Raw genomic sequence first — 14,476 nt, 5'->3', positions numbered from 1 at the left:
TCCGGCGCGGTGCGGATGCTTTGCCCGCGCCGGGCGGGGGTACGGCAAATCGTCAACTAATGGTTGACGCTCTCCGATCGTCAACCTATGGTTGACGCATGGCAACCAACATACGGCTCGACGATCTGATCGACGGCATAAAGAAAGCGCGTCCGGACGACGTGCTGGAACAACTCTCCGACGCAGTGGTAGCCGCAGGACACCTCGGCGAAGTAGCCGACCACCTGATCGGCCACTTCGTAGACCAGGCCCGCCGCTCCGGCGCGTCATGGACCGACATCGGCGCCAGCATGGGCGTCACCAAGCAGGCCGCCCAGAAGCGGTTCGTGCCCAAGGCGCCAGGGGACGCCGCGGCCATGGACCCCAACGCGGGCTTCGCGAAATTCACCCCGAGGGCGCGGGCGGTCGTGATGGCCTCGCAGGAGGCCGCGCGCACGGCGGGCAACGCCGAGATCGGCATCGAACACCTGGTCCTCGGGTTGCTGTCCGAACCGGAAGGGCTCGGTGCGCAGGCGATTGTCGTGCAGGGCTGTTCGCTCGAGACCGTACGCGAGCTCGCGACGGCGGGTCTCCCAGCTCGGGTGGACGAGGTACCCCCGTTGATCCCGTTCGGACCGGAGGCGAAGAAGGTGCTCGAGCTGACCTTCCGTGAAGCACTTCGTCTCGGCCACAACTACATCGGTACCGAACATGTCCTGCTCGCACTGTTGGAGCAGGAGAACGGCCTCGGCTTCTTCGCCGGTGTCGGCGTCTACAAGCCACAGGTGGAGACCCACCTGGTCGAACTGCTTTCGCTGATCGCCACCCAGCAGCCATGACCGGGAGATGGGCGCCGACATCGGAGGCGGCCAGATGATGGTCCGCCCGGCGCAGGTTCGGTGTCGCAGCCGAATCAGGCAGGTGCTGACGGGATTTCGTGCCGCCTACGCCGCCCGTGCCAGGCAGGCGCGGGTCCGGCGCAGGTCGTCGGCTCGACGGCGTCGAGCGGCCGTCCTCGGCGAACTAGCACAGCAGGGGCGGTCGAACGGATTACCGAACGTCCCTCAGCGCAGCATCGTCGGCACGCATCTGCGGGCCGGCTGAGATATCACCGGTCGGGCACGTTGCGGGCGAGTTCGTCGAGCCAGGCGGCGGCCGAGGCGTCGCTGGGGGCGCGCCAGTCGCCGCGTGGCGAAAGTGAGCCGCCGGAGCCGACTTTGGGGGCGTTCGGCAGTGTCGAGCGTTTGAACTGGCTGGTTTGGATGAAGCGGCGCAGGAATTCCGCCAGCCAGTGCTTGATCGTCGGCAGGTCGTATGCGTTGCGCTGGTCGGCGGGGATCAGGTCGGGCCAGCTGCCGCGCGTCCGGTCCGACCAGGCCTGCCATGCCAAGTAGGCGATGCGGCTCGGGCGGTAGCCGAAGCGAAGCAGGTTGTACAGGTGGAGATCCTGTAGCTCGTACGGGCCGACGGTGGCCTCGGAACTCTGGCCGGGGCCGGTGGCGTCGGAGTCGGTGGTGGGGATCAATTCCGGCGAGATTTCGGTCTGCAGGATCGAGGTGAGCACCTCGCCTGCCGCCGCGCCGAACTGATCGGTGTCCACGGCCCATGCGATCAGGTATTTGATCAGCGTTTTCGGTACCGAGGCATTCACGCTGTAGTGCGCCATATGATCGCCGACGCCGAAAGTGCACCAGCCCAAGGCGAGTTCGCTGAGATCGCCGGTGCCGACTACGAGCGCGTTGTGCTGATTGGCCAGCCGGAACAGGTGTGAGGTCCGCTCACCGGCTTGCACATTCTCGTAGGTGATGTCGTACTGCGGAACATCTTCGGCGGCGGGATGGTTCAGGTCACGCAGCATCTGCGTAGCGGACGGGCGGATATCGATCTCCTGTGCGCTGACCCCGAGCGCCCGCATCAGCCGGTGTGCGTCGGTGCGGGTGCGCGCGCCGGTCGCGAAGCCGGGCATGGTGTAGGCAAGTACGTTCGTCCGCGGCAGCCCGAGCCGGTCCATTGTCTTGGCCGCCACGATCAGCGCCTGGGTGGAGTCGAGCCCGCCCGAGACCCCGATGACGACTCGCTGGATTCCGGTCGCCCGCAACCGGGTGCTCAGGCCCTCCACCTGAATGTGGTGCACCTCGGCGCAGCGTTCGTTGCGCGCCATGGGATCGCTGGGAACGTAAGGGAAACGTGGAATTTCGCGTCGCAGCTCGACGGTGGCGGTCGGCACCGGCAGCTCGATCTCGATGCGCCGCAGCCGGACCAGCCGGTCCCGGTGGTCGTGCACATTGTCGGCGAAGCTGGTGGTGCGCAGCCGATCCGCGGCAAGCCGGGGCAGGTCGAGGTCTGCGGTGATCAGCTGTGGATGATCGGCGAACCGCTCGCCCTCTGCGAGCAGGTCGCCGTTCTCGCAGACCAGCGCCTGACCGTCCCACGCCATATCGGTCGTCGATTCACCATGCCCCGCGGCCGAATACAGGTAGGCGGCCAGATAGCGCGCCGAATGCGAGGTGCACAGCGCCCGCCGATAGTCGGCCTTGCCGATGACGATATTGCTCGCCGACAGGTTGACCAGCACGGTCGCGCCGGCGAGTGCGGCAAAACCGCTGGGTGGCAATGGAACCCAGCCGTCCTCGCAGATCTCCAGGTGGAAGACGAACCCGTCGAGATTGGTCGCGCTGAACAGCAGGTCTGCTCCGAACGGCGCCCGCTGCCCCGCGATCGTGATGCGGTCTTCCAGGTTCTCCCGTGCCGCCGCGAACTGGCGCTTCTCATAGAACTCGCGATAGTTCGGCAGATAGCTCTTGGGCGCCGCGCCGAGCACCACGCCACGGCTCACCGCGATCGCGCAGTTGAACAGCCTGCCCTGTGCCCGGACCGGCGCCCCGACCACCAGCACCGTGTCGATGTCCAGGCTCGCCGCCACCAAGCGCTGCAGCGCCGCGCCCACCGCATCGTTCAGCGCGTCCTGGTGAAAGAGATCGTCCGCGGTGTAGGAGGACAGCCCGAGCTCGGGAAATACCGTGAGCACCGCGCCCGCCTCGGCCGCCTGCCGCGCCAGCAGCAGCGTTTCCTCGACGTTGTAGGCAGGGTCGGCGACCCGGACCCGCGGCACCGCGACCGCCACCCGCGCGAACCCGTGCCGATAGAGCGATTCGAACGCCAGGTCGGGCATCGCCGTCCCCTTTCGGGATCGAGTCGAACGTGATCATGCTATTCCCGGCCACGCAGGCCGCCGCCCCAGCGCGGCCAATCGGCCTTCGGTGGCGGCTCGACGATCAGTGGTTCGCGTTCGATATCGGTCACGAACAGCGGTAGTCGAGGTGCCAGCTCGGCAAGGAGGGTGAGCAGGTTTCCGCCATGTGCGGCCCGGTACTCGGGCATGGTCAGGCCGACGATCTGTAGGAACCGCAGGCGGCCGTTCGGGGTGTCGATGGCGCCGAGTTCGGGGTCGACGGCGAATCCGACGGCGTGGACGGTCGAGTCCGCGTGGTCGGCGGCGATCGGCCCGTTCGCCTTGATGGTGTGTCCCGGCTCGAACCATTTGCCGGACTGGAAGACGTAGCGGGCGAGGTTCTGCATGAAGTCGGCAGGCCATATCGGCGGCTCGGTATCGGTGGGCAGGCGCACCAGTCGGAAGGTGAACTCGAATCCCCAACCGGATTCGGCCGGGTTGTCCCACTCCTTCTCGTACAGCTCGCTCATCCCATAGCTGAGGTAGTGCCAGTGCGGGACCGGGTCGGTGCGCGGATATACGCTGATTCCGTCGAGTGGATCGGGCCCGCCGAGCGACCAGTAGAGTTCCGGCGCCCAGTGGGCAGGTTCGACGCCGTCGTACAACTGTGCGAGGGCGCCGTCGATGGCGTCCCAGCCTGGTGCTTCACTCACGTCGCCACTCTAGTTCCGTGTCGCCGGCCCGGCGCGTCGCGCGGAATCGGAAGACGTTGGCGGACAGCGGTTTGCGGATTACCTGCGGGCGGGTCGTGCCGCTCGTTCCCCGCGACCTAGACTTCCGCCCTTTCGAGCGACCTGCAAGCAGTCGCTAGCGGTGCTGTTTCGAGCGACCTGCAAGCGTCGCTAGCGGTGCTGTTTCGAGCGACCTGCAAGCGTCGCTAGCGGTGCGACAGCCATGCGAAAGGCGAGGCGCGCCGACGCACGATCTGGACGGCGGTCAAGATCGCCGACCGGTAAGCTATAGCAATGGCGGATGACACGGATTCCGACCTAGTGGCAGGAGAGCGGCGCTCTGACCTGATACACGCGCTGTCATATGTGTCCACAGAGTCGGGCCCGGACGGCGAGTACATCGTCAACGGCGACCTTCCCCCGGAGGTGGCACCGCCATTCATCCGAGCTGTCATGCGGGTCGAGGCAGAGTTGCTGTTGCACGATGCCGAGCTCGTCACGGTCGAGGGCGGGGAGCCGCGCACGCCCGAGGAGCGTCGTACCGACGCCTTCGTGGCATTGGTGCTGCGTGTCGACGACAGAGACTGAGCGGGTGCGGTTTCGTCGTACCTTGCACTCGGCACCACTGAGTGCTAAAAATGGCTTTGGCACTCTCTACCTGTGAGTGCCAGGTCGGGACGGTGAGACCGGGTTCCATCGACACCCCCGGTCGTCCGTCGCGGGCACCGAACCTGGCCAGCGTAAATGGGGCGATCCGACAAGCGGTCGTCCTGCGTGTCAGCCTCATTACTTGGAGGATCACTTCGCAATGGCCAAGATGATTGCGTTCGACGAAGAGGCCCGCCGCGGTCTCGAGCGGGGCCTCAACGCCCTCGCCGACGCGGTAAAGGTGACGCTGGGCCCCAAGGGTCGCAACGTCGTTCTGGAGAAGAAGTGGGGCGCCCCCACGATCACCAACGATGGTGTTTCCATCGCCAAGGAGATCGAGCTGGAGGACCCGTACGAGAAGATCGGCGCTGAGCTGGTCAAGGAAGTCGCCAAGAAGACCGATGACGTCGCCGGCGACGGCACCACCACCGCCACCGTGCTCGCCCAGGCGCTGGTGCGCGAGGGCCTGCGCAACGTCGCGGCCGGTGCCAACCCCCTCGGTCTGAAGCGCGGCATCGAGAAGGCCGTCGAGGCCGTCACGGTGCGCCTGCTCGACACCGCCAAGGAGATCGACACCAAGGAGCAGATCGCTGCTACCGCTGGTATCTCCGCAGGCGACTCGTCCATCGGTGAGCTGATCGCCGAGGCCATGGACAAGGTCGGCAAGGAAGGCGTCATCACCGTCGAGGAGAGCAACACCTTCGGGCTCCAGCTGGAGCTCACCGAGGGCATGCGCTTCGACAAGGGCTACATCTCGGGTTACTTCGTCACCGACCCGGAGCGTCAGGAAGCGGTCCTCGAGGATCCGTACATCCTGCTGGTCGGCTCGAAGATCTCGACCGTCAAGGACCTGCTGCCGCTGCTGGAGAAGGTCATCCAGGCCGGCAAGCCGCTGCTGATCATCGCCGAGGATGTCGAGGGCGAAGCCCTGTCGACCCTGGTGGTCAACAAGATCCGTGGCACCTTCAAGTCCGTCGCCGTCAAGGCGCCGGGCTTCGGTGACCGCCGCAAGGCTCAGCTCGCCGATATCGCCATCCTGACCGGTGGCGAGGTTGTCAGCGAAGAGGTCGGCCTCTCCCTGGAGACCGCGGGCGTCGAGCTGCTCGGCCAGGCGCGCAAGGTTGTCATCACCAAGGACGAGACCACCATCGTCGAGGGCGCCGGCGACGCGGAGGCCATCAAGGGCCGCGTTGCGCAGATCCGTGCCGAGATCGAGAACTCGGACTCGGACTACGACCGTGAGAAGCTGCAGGAGCGTCTGGCCAAGCTGGCCGGCGGTGTTGCGGTGATCAAGGCCGGTGCCGCGACCGAGGTCGAGCTCAAGGAGCGCAAGCACCGCATCGAAGATGCCGTGCGCAACGCCAAGGCTGCCGTCGAAGAGGGCATCGTCGCCGGTGGTGGCGTGGCCCTGCTGCAGTCGGCTCCGGCTCTTGACGACCTGAAGCTCGAGGGTGACGAGGCGACCGGCGCGAACATCGTGCGTGTCGCGCTGTCGGCTCCGCTGAAGCAGATCGCCTTCAACGCGGGCCTCGAGCCCGGCGTTGTCGCCGAGAAGGTTTCCAACCTGCCTGCCGGCCACGGCCTCAACGCCGATTCCGGCGTGTACGAGGACCTGCTGGCTGCCGGTGTCGCCGACCCGGTGAAGGTCACCCGCTCCGCGCTGCAGAACGCGGCGTCTATCGCGGCTCTGTTCCTCACCACCGAGGCCGTTGTCGCCGACAAGCCGGAGAAGGCCGCCGCTCCCGCCGGCGACCCGACCGGTGGCATGGGCGGCATGGACTTCTGAGTCCAGCCACTCGGCAACACCTTTAGAAACCGAAGGCCGGTCCACCATCAGGTGGACCGGCCTTCGGCCTTGCTACGGCTGACGATCGTTGGTCACTTCGTCGCGGTACTCATGTCCGCCGGGTTCACGCTGTCGCGTGAGCTGTTCGGTCCCGCCTTATCCTGCGGCTTGTCGACCGCACCGGTCGCTTCGACGGTGCGTGGCTCGTCGGGCTCGATAACCGGTGTGCCGGAGGCGGGCGGTTCGGCCTTGGCGGCGGCTGGCTCGACCTCCGTACCTGCGGCCGGTCGCTCGAGCTCCGCGGTTTCCGATACTTCGGGCCCCTCGCTCGGGGCCGGTGCAGCGGCTATCTCCGGCGAAGGTTGTGCGCTCGTAGTCTCGGCTGCCGATAGTTCGGCGGCGGCGGTGAGGCGTAGCCGTTCGGCGAGTTCGTTGAAGATGTAGAAGTTCGGGATCCTGCCGACCGGGGTGAGCGATACCCAGTTGCCGTCGACTTTCATGCGGACCAATCCGCTGCGGGCGTCGATCAACTGGATGTGCTCCCACGCGAAGGTCTTACCTCGGAAGGTGAGTGCTTCCAGGTTCAACGCGATCTCGCCGAAATCCACGGTCGCACCGTCATCGATCGCGGCGACCGCGCGGGGCAACTGGGTCGCGGTGACCGCGGACTGGATCGCCCTGCCCCAATCTCGCGCATCGCCGAACAGCGTGTCGTCGAATGCGGCCTCGGCACCGCCGGGACCGTACATCGCGAGCGAGTAGTCGGAGGGTGCGGAGTTCTGGAACGGAATCACCTGCTGGCGTACTTCGGCACTGTCCCAGCGAAATCCGGCGATCTTCTCGCCCGAGCGATACACGGTCATGCCGAATTCGAATAGGTCGAGGCGTGCGGCACGGTTATGCCGGTTGCGCCGCCCCCAGAACAACGCCGATGACGCTGGGAGTAGCGCGAGCAGACCGACCGCGATGGCGCCCGGGTACGCGCCGACCACGGCACAGATGGCGCCGACCGTGACAAACCCGCCCGCGACGATCCCGCAGCCGCGCACAAAAGTATCGCTCGCAGGCGCCGGGAGAAATGTCTGACGGTGCGTGCCGAGCTTTTGGTATTCGGCCATCAAGTGGATCAGCTGCGACGGCGGAACCTTTTGCGGCACGCCGGTTCCGATTTCGCCTTGCTTCACCGTGCTCGGAGTGGTCAATTGTCCCTCCATGAGGCGGTTTTCCTCCGCGGCGAAGCGTATGCCACTCGACCGAAGGTCGCCACCCCAGTGCCGCTTGCCGCAGTCGGTCGATCTTATGCCACTGATGCGGGTCGATCGGGGAGGGTGCGGGCGTTTCGTCCAGTTCGGCGTTTGACCAGCCAGGTCGATATGCCGGTGATAGCGAGGGCCGATGGTGTCAGGCCGAGCAACAGCCAGAGAATTCGCCACCAGCCATTGACCAGCCAGCCGAAGTGCGCGGGGCGGAAGACCTTGTCGTAGAAGGTGTTTGCCACCGGTCGGTCGTGACTCGAGTCGACGACTTTGATATCGGAGTCGTCCCTGGCGTTGATGTAGACCAGGACATCGCCGCTGTAGAAGGCACGGTTTTCGTAGGGCGAGTACCCGCCGGCCACCGCGGCTCGGTAGTAGTCGGTTTTTTCGCTCGGCAGCATCAGGTAGGCGAGTCGCCCCGGGACCCGCTGTAGCGCAATGGTGCTCGCCTCGCTGATGGATACCGGTGAGTTCCGTGGCGACGTCGGCCGGGGAACGAAGGCGTCCTGCGGCATCTCGGTGACGGCTTCGCCGCAGGTGACGGCGAGCCAGGCCCGTTCCACCGCGGGGAATTCGAATGCGACGCCGGTGATACCCCACATGAGCAGGAAGGGGACGCTGATGATGCCGATGACATTGTGCAGGTCACGGTCCCGAGCGAAGCGGCCCTTGTTCGTCCGGACTCGAAAGCCGTGGCGCCAGCGCTTCAGCGACGGCCACCACACCACCGCGCCGGACACCGCGAGCAGTACCAGGAGCAGTCCCAGTATGCCGAGGATCAGGTAGGCCCAGGTGACGTCGAGAACCGGCGCCTTGCCGTTTACGGCGGGGACCGCGCCCGCGAAGCGTGGGCAGCCGAATGCGCAGTCGTGCAGGTTGACCAGCCAGCCGAGCACGCCGTCGGTCAGTCCGGCGTGCGCGTTGATCCGGCCGGTGCCGGGGTCCACCGAATACGCGGTGGTGAAGCCGCTGTCGCCGACGGCGATGACGCCGCCGTCCGCGCCGACCCAGCCGATGTCGAAGTCGGGGTCCGCGGCGCGCACGATGCCGACGGCCTGCTCGGTGCTGACCGTCGGCGCGGCTTCGGACTGCTGATAGAAGGAGCGGTGCCCGGCCCGGAAGAGTTCGCCGTGATAGAGCAGGACCGCACCGGTCGTACATTGGATGACCAGCAGCAGGCCGAGCGTCAGTGCGGACCAGCGGTGGGTGACGATCAGCGCGCGCCGGATCGGCTTGCGTTTGCGGCGTCGTGGGCGGTTCGCGGGTGCTGCGCGAGCGGACAACGGTGGCGTCGGAACACGCGTATCCACTCCTGTCATGCAGGGCAGGCTAACCTAAATCACGATGCCTGGGTAAGCCCGTGGTGTTCCTGGCGATGGTGAGTGCGGCCGCCGAAGGCCGGTCGGCGCTGTGGCGGTCCGGCCCCTGGCGCGCGGGGTGATCAGATTCCGTCGACACTCAGCACGGCGAACGGGGTTGTGGGTGTTCCCGGTCCCATCGGCCCGCCCTTGTCGAATTGAGAGGCGACGACCAGGGTCCGGTCGCCGACGCGAACCAATGTGGTTGGGATGCGCAGGGATTCGTCGGTGATGGAGTGCTCCAGGGTCGCCGTGGCTCCGTCGTCGGTGATCTTCCAGCGGGTGATGGTGTTGGTGGTGTTCTGGGCGGCCCACAGGGTGGCGCCATGGATTTCCAGGCCGTCGCCGTTTTTCAGGTCGGCGCCGTGCATGGCGATCTTGCGAATCGGGTCGGGTGAATTCGGTGCTGTCGCAACGCGATACAGGTCGCCCCCGTTCATGTCGACGATCAGCAGGTAACGGCCCGCGTCTTCGGACACGATGCCGTTCAGGGTGAAGCCGCCGGGGGTGTGCGGTGCGATGCTCGAGTTCAGGTCGAATTGAGTTGTCAGGTCGGCGCGTCCGCCGTGCGCCGCCGTGTCGGTCAGCTGCTCCACGGTGATGCGGTAGACGACGCCGCGGATGCTGTCGGTCAAATATGCGGTGCCGTCCGGTGTGATCGCCAGGTCGTTGACGAAGTGGGGGTCGGTGCCGGTGATGTCGAAGCGGGCGATCATGGCGCGACTGCCGGTGTCGTAGACGGCGACTCCCATGGTCGAGTCGATCACCCACAGGCGTCCGGCCTGATCGACTTTCAGGCCATTGGCGGTCTTGCGGCCGTCGGCTCCCTCGGCCAGGAAGGTCTCGGCCCGGTGGGCGCCCGGCGTGGCGCGGTAGATCGCGCCGTTGGCGTAGGAGCCGACATAGATGTCGCCGCTGCGAGGATCGACCGCGATGCCCTCCGGGTAGACGCGGTCGCTCGGCAGTTCGTACGCGGTGTCGATCCGAGCGGCGGCATGGTCGGTGGACTCGGTGGCATCCGTTGTCGTGCCGCAGGCGGCGACGGTGGTCAGCGCGACGGCGGTGGCAATGGTTGAAAAGTGGCGGCGGCGGATCGTGCGGGACATGGTCGTGCCTCTCATCGGGTCTATCAATCAGATGTAGTCACATCTAAGAGCGAGCACGAATGTATATTAGAGCTCGAATAATCGTCAAGATACTAATGATGGAATGGGCGGATACGATGCACCCATGACGTCGATGCCCGTGTCGGAGCGGATTGGATCCGCGATCAAGCGGGCTGAGCAGGCACTCGGCGGGGCCAAAAACGCCGCGTTGAAGCCCGCGGGTGTGACAGTCCCGCAGTACGCGGCCTTGATGTTCCTCAGCGAAAATCCCGGTATCTCGGCCGCCGCACTGGCCCGCCTGTGCGGCGTCACCCCGCCGACGATGAATACGGTGCTGACCAATCTGCAGGACCGGGGCCTCGTCGAGCGGACGCCACACGAATGGCACAAGAACGTCTTGGAGACCCGCCTCACCGAAAAGGGTGAGGCGGTCATGCGAGACGCGGACGCCCGGGCAGTCCGGGCGGAGCGCGCACTCGCCGCGGGCTTCACCGAAACCGAACGGGCGACACTGATGGAGTTGCTCACCCGCTGCGCGGATCTACTCGATTCCATCCGCCCCGAAGCCGTCCCCGAGAAGTAACGCCGAACGCCCCCGAACCGGGCTTGCCGATCGCATCAGCGCGATCCGAACTCCAGCGCGTGCCACCCGACGCGCGGGATACTGCCTGCTATGCAGGCTGCGTTCGTCGGTCGCCACCGCGAGCTCGCCAGGCTGCGGGCCACGGTGTTGTCCGCGGCGGGCGGCGCGGGCCGGTTGGTGTTGATCGACGGTCCCGCCGGGATCGGCAAGTCTCGGCTGGCGGATCGAACCGTGGAACTGGCCGCCGAATGCGGCATGCGCGTCGGGCGGGCATTCGCGGTGGACGACGCGGGGATGCCGCCGTTGTGGCCGTGGCACCAGCTGATCCGCGACATCCCGGAACTCGCCGAACCGCTGTCGGCCGATCTCTCGGATGGCCCGGTCCTGGATGCGGCCGCCCGGCGGTTCCGGATGTTCACCGCGGTCGCGGACACCCTCGAGCAGCTGACCGAGACCGCCGCGCTCGCGCTGTTCCTCGAGGACCTGCACTGGGCCGATCGGACCTCACTGCTGCTATTGCGGCATCTCGCGGCCGAGTTGCCCCGGCTGCGGCTCCTGGTCGTGGCCACCGCGCGAGATCCCGCGACCGCGACCTACCTGGAGCAAATGCCGTGGTTGCTTCGGATGCCGCACACCCAGTCGATGGCGCTGTCCGGATTGTCGGTCGAAGAGATCCGCTATTGGCTGGATCGGACCTGTCCGACGCTCGGCCACGACGACGTGGATCGGCTGCACGCCCGAACCGGCGGGAATCCGCTGTTTGTCCGGCTGGTCGTCGAATCACTGTCCGACACAGCCGATTCCGATGTCGCACCACTGGATCCGATGTCACCTACCGGCTTTCGTCGACTCGCGCTTGTCCAGATGGATCGGCTGGATCCGGCGAGCCGATCGATGCTGGGTGCGGCCAGCGTGCTCGGCGAGCGGATCGAACCCGAACTACTTCAGCTCGTCGTCGGCACCGGTATCGATGCGGCCTTGGATGCGGCCATCAGCGCGGGCGTGGTCCGACGACTCGACGATGGCGGGTTCGCGTTCGTGCACGCACTGATCCGTGACGCCGTCTACGCCGAGCTGGCCCCGTCGGAGCGCATGGCACTGCACCGCGCCGCCGCCGAACTGCTCGCCGTGCGCGCTGACGGCAATCCCGCGGCGGCGGGAACGATCGCGAGCCACTGGCGCAAGGCGAGCGGTCGGGATGCCGGTGCCAACTGTGCGTACTGGGCCGGGATAGCCGCGGCGGACGCGCGCGCAAGCGCGGCCTACGACGAGGCAATTCGATTCCAGCAGTGGGTTATCGACGCGATCGGACCGACGACCGCAGCGGCAGCGCTTGCCGAATTATGGCTCGACCTCGCGCGCGGCGAGTTCGCGGCCGGGCGGATCGACGACAGCGCGGCGCATTCCGCGCGCGCTGGCGAACTCGCCGACCAGGCGGACCGCCCGGATCTTATCGCCGCGGCCGGCCTCGTGGTCCACGGCATCACTACGCCACAGGTGATGGCAAGTGTAGATCGGCTGTGTGTCAACGCATTACGGCAACTATCGCCTGCGGCCGACAGCGAATTGCGTGTTCGGCTGCTGGCGCAGCGCGCCATGTCCGCCGCCGATATGTCCGAATGTATACGGGCAAGGGAACTTTCCGCGGCGGCCATGGCGGAAGCCGAGCGCGGCGGCGACCCCGATGCGCTGCTGGAGGCGATCCACGCCAGGCACCTGTCCCTGTCGGCGCCGCCCTACCTTGCCGAACGCCGCATCCTCGCGGACCGTGCCATCGAAATCGGCTCCCGCGCACAGCAACCCCTTGCCCGACTATGGGGGCACCTGTGGACCGCCGACGCCGGGTTCCAACTCGGTGATCTCGGCATGGTCGACAGATCAATGGACCAGATCGAACAGGTGGCGGACACCCGACTGCTACCGGTGGCACGCTGGCACCTGTATCGACTCCGCGCGACCCGCGCGGTCCTGGTAGGCGACCTGGCCGCCGCCGCGGACAGTGACGCGGCGGCCCACGCGCTCGCCCTGCGTATCGGTGATAATTCGTTGATCGGCTCGCATTACGCCTTCCGCGGCCAATTCTGCGTGATGCAGGGATATGCCGACGCGGCCGAGATTGCCGAGTATCTCGACGCGTTCCGCTTCGCGCCGAAAACCACACTGTCCCAGGTGTATTCGCCGATGATGCACGCACTGGCCGGGGACATGGCCGAGGCGCGGGCCGGATTCGAGGAGTTCCGCACACTGCCCGACACGCTCGAGGTCGGGCCTCGATGGCTCGGTCTGCTGTACATGATCGGCGTTGTCGCGGTGCTGCTGGGGGATGGGGACACCGCCGACCGCGTGTACCGGGTGCTCGGAGTGTCGGACGACTACTACATGGGCGACGGTAGCTGCGCGGTGTTCTGTGCCGGTTCGATCGCTCGTCCGATCGCCGACTTCGCCCGCACCGCAGGTCGGTTCGACGTGGCGATCGACCACTATCGGCACGCGATCGACATGGATGCCCGCCTCGGGGCGCGCCCCTTCCTTGCCCTCGGCCGGCTCGGCCTGGCAGGCGCCCTCCTCGACCGCGGCAGGCAGACCGACCTGCGCGAGGCTCGCGCAGTGGCAAACCAAGCGGCACAGGAGTTCCGACGGCTCGGCCTGACGCATCGGCTGCAATCGGCGGACGCGCTGCTGGTCGATATCGATCGCGCGGGCCGCAGCGCGAACCACTGACCGCGAGACCGAGCTCGCCGATTTACGCGGGCGCGGCACCCAATCCATTACACGGCTCGAGTCGCGGCACACGCCTCCCAATGGCCGCACATGTATACCCGCCACCGCCACACCGGACCGCACTGATCCGGGCTCGAAAATTTGCCCGCGAACCGCCGGAAAACATTCTAGAAAATTCCTTCAAAACTCTTCCTGCGGCTCGGTGCGCTCGGTATCGCCCGTTTCGGCAAACAGTCAGTGACAGCACCGTCACGTCAGTCGGATCGGGGTAACACCTTGAGCGGGTTCCCATTCGGCGTCCATGTGGGCGTGGTTGCTGAGTTGGCAGCAGGCGGTTCGGCGGGCTTGCCGACGCATTGGCAACCAAGCCGCCAACTTTCGGCAAACGCGCGTTCGGCCGAAGGTTTTCCCGAAGGGGCCGATCCATGACGAGGGGATCGAGCCCTTCGGTATTGTCTGCCCCAATGTCACAGGATGCGAATACGGGACGAATGTATGCCGGGCAACCCGTAGAGGACCGGCAACGTCAGCGGCGTGCGCGTTTTCTGGAATCGGGCCTCACGGTCTTTGCGCGCGACGGCTACGCCAATAGTTCGGTCGGCGCTATCTGTAAGGACGCCGGGCTCTCGTCGCGGCAGTTCTACGAGGAGTTCACCGGCCGCGAATCTCTCCTACTCGAGCTCTACGAGCAGATCGATAAGGAGTCGCGCGAGGCGGTCTCCGCCGCCTTGGACAAGAAGTCCGACGCGACCGCACTCGAGATCATCGACGCGTCCGTACGCGCCTATGTCGAGGCTATCGGGGCCGATCCGCGCAAGGCGCGCGTGGCGCTGGTCGAAGTGGTCGGCGCGGGGCCGAAGGTAGAGAAGTTCAGACTCGAGTTGCGCAGAGTCTGGGGTTCGCTGCTGGCGAGTGCCGCGGAGGATGCGGCCATGCACGGCGAAATCCCCACCGGCGACTACGAGATGCGCGTGCTGGCGATCATCGGCGCGGTCAACTATGTCGTCGACTCATGGAGCGGCGCGGACCCGCGTCCGCCGCTCGACGATGTGATCAGAGTGCTCAGCCGGGTGATCATGGGTGCGGTCGGCGCCTAAACGCCTGGTCGGAATCGGCGCTGCGCCCCGTGGCGCGGT

Annotated in this window: 11 protein-coding genes; 6 read left to right on the top strand and 5 right to left on the bottom strand. The window is 66.5% G+C overall.

The window, feature by feature from the left end:
• The first annotated feature begins 98 nt into the window (after positions 1–98).
• Positions 99–818, top strand: coding sequence for a Clp protease N-terminal domain-containing protein (locus ACFQZZ_RS27900; RefSeq protein ID WP_378686666.1), 720 nt, complete (start codon positions 99–101; stop codon positions 816–818).
• 269 nt (positions 819–1,087) lie between these two features.
• Here ACFQZZ_RS27900 and ACFQZZ_RS27895 read toward each other — a convergent pair whose 3' ends face one another.
• Both ACFQZZ_RS27895 and ACFQZZ_RS27890 read right to left on the bottom strand, forming a co-directional pair.
• Positions 1,088–3,151, bottom strand: coding sequence for an NAD(+) synthase (locus tag ACFQZZ_RS27895; RefSeq protein ID WP_378686664.1), 2,064 nt, complete (start codon positions 3,149–3,151; stop codon positions 1,088–1,090).
• 38 nt (positions 3,152–3,189) lie between these two features.
• Positions 3,190–3,864 (bottom strand): suppressor of fused domain protein, encoded by a 675-nt coding sequence (locus tag ACFQZZ_RS27890; RefSeq protein ID WP_378686662.1) that lies wholly within the window; start codon positions 3,862–3,864, stop codon positions 3,190–3,192.
• A 384-nt stretch (positions 3,865–4,248) separates the two neighbouring features.
• On the opposite strand from ACFQZZ_RS27890, the gene ACFQZZ_RS27885 reads away from it, so the two are divergent.
• On the top strand, positions 4,249–4,470 hold the full coding sequence (locus ACFQZZ_RS27885; protein WP_378686660.1) for a hypothetical protein: 222 nt from the start codon (positions 4,249–4,251) through the stop codon (positions 4,468–4,470).
• Positions 4,471–4,690: 220 nt separating this feature from the next.
• The gene (gene groL / locus ACFQZZ_RS27880) at positions 4,691–6,316 is read left to right on the top strand and encodes a chaperonin GroEL (protein ID WP_378686658.1); all 1,626 of its coding nucleotides are present in this window, start codon (positions 4,691–4,693) and stop codon (positions 6,314–6,316) included.
• Between the two features lie 92 nt (positions 6,317–6,408).
• Here groL and ACFQZZ_RS27875 read toward each other — a convergent pair whose 3' ends face one another.
• The 3 genes from ACFQZZ_RS27875 to ACFQZZ_RS27865 form a co-directional block, all read right to left on the bottom strand.
• Positions 6,409–7,518 (bottom strand): DUF6585 family protein, encoded by a 1,110-nt coding sequence (locus ACFQZZ_RS27875; RefSeq protein ID WP_378686656.1) that lies wholly within the window; start codon positions 7,516–7,518, stop codon positions 6,409–6,411.
• A 95-nt stretch (positions 7,519–7,613) separates the two neighbouring features.
• Complete coding sequence (locus ACFQZZ_RS27870) at positions 7,614–8,891, bottom strand: PepSY-associated TM helix domain-containing protein (RefSeq protein WP_378686654.1); 1,278 nt, start codon at positions 8,889–8,891, stop codon at positions 7,614–7,616.
• Between the two features lie 122 nt (positions 8,892–9,013).
• Complete coding sequence (locus tag ACFQZZ_RS27865; RefSeq protein ID WP_378686652.1) at positions 9,014–10,036, bottom strand: SMP-30/gluconolactonase/LRE family protein; 1,023 nt, start codon at positions 10,034–10,036, stop codon at positions 9,014–9,016.
• Between the two features lie 124 nt (positions 10,037–10,160).
• Between ACFQZZ_RS27865 and ACFQZZ_RS27860 the strand changes: the two genes are divergently transcribed.
• The 3 genes from ACFQZZ_RS27860 (at position 10,161) to ACFQZZ_RS27850 (ending at position 14,437) form a co-directional block, all read left to right on the top strand.
• The gene (locus ACFQZZ_RS27860) at positions 10,161–10,619 is read left to right on the top strand and encodes a MarR family winged helix-turn-helix transcriptional regulator (RefSeq protein WP_378686650.1); all 459 of its coding nucleotides are present in this window, start codon (positions 10,161–10,163) and stop codon (positions 10,617–10,619) included.
• Positions 10,620–10,709: 90 nt separating this feature from the next.
• The gene (locus ACFQZZ_RS27855; RefSeq protein ID WP_378686648.1) at positions 10,710–13,340 is read left to right on the top strand and encodes an ATP-binding protein; all 2,631 of its coding nucleotides are present in this window, start codon (positions 10,710–10,712) and stop codon (positions 13,338–13,340) included.
• A gap of 464 nt (positions 13,341–13,804) precedes the next feature.
• A complete protein-coding gene (locus ACFQZZ_RS27850) occupies positions 13,805–14,437 on the top strand; it encodes a TetR/AcrR family transcriptional regulator (RefSeq protein ID WP_378686646.1) in 633 nt (210 codons plus the stop codon).
• The last annotated feature ends 39 nt before the right edge of the window (positions 14,438–14,476 follow it).

Source organism: Nocardia sp. GCM10030253, assembly GCF_042675075.1.
Classification (GTDB): Bacteria; Actinomycetota; Actinomycetes; order Mycobacteriales; family Mycobacteriaceae; genus Nocardia.
Note: the sequence above shows the minus strand (reverse complement) of the source record. Positions and strands in the feature narration are given on the sequence as shown.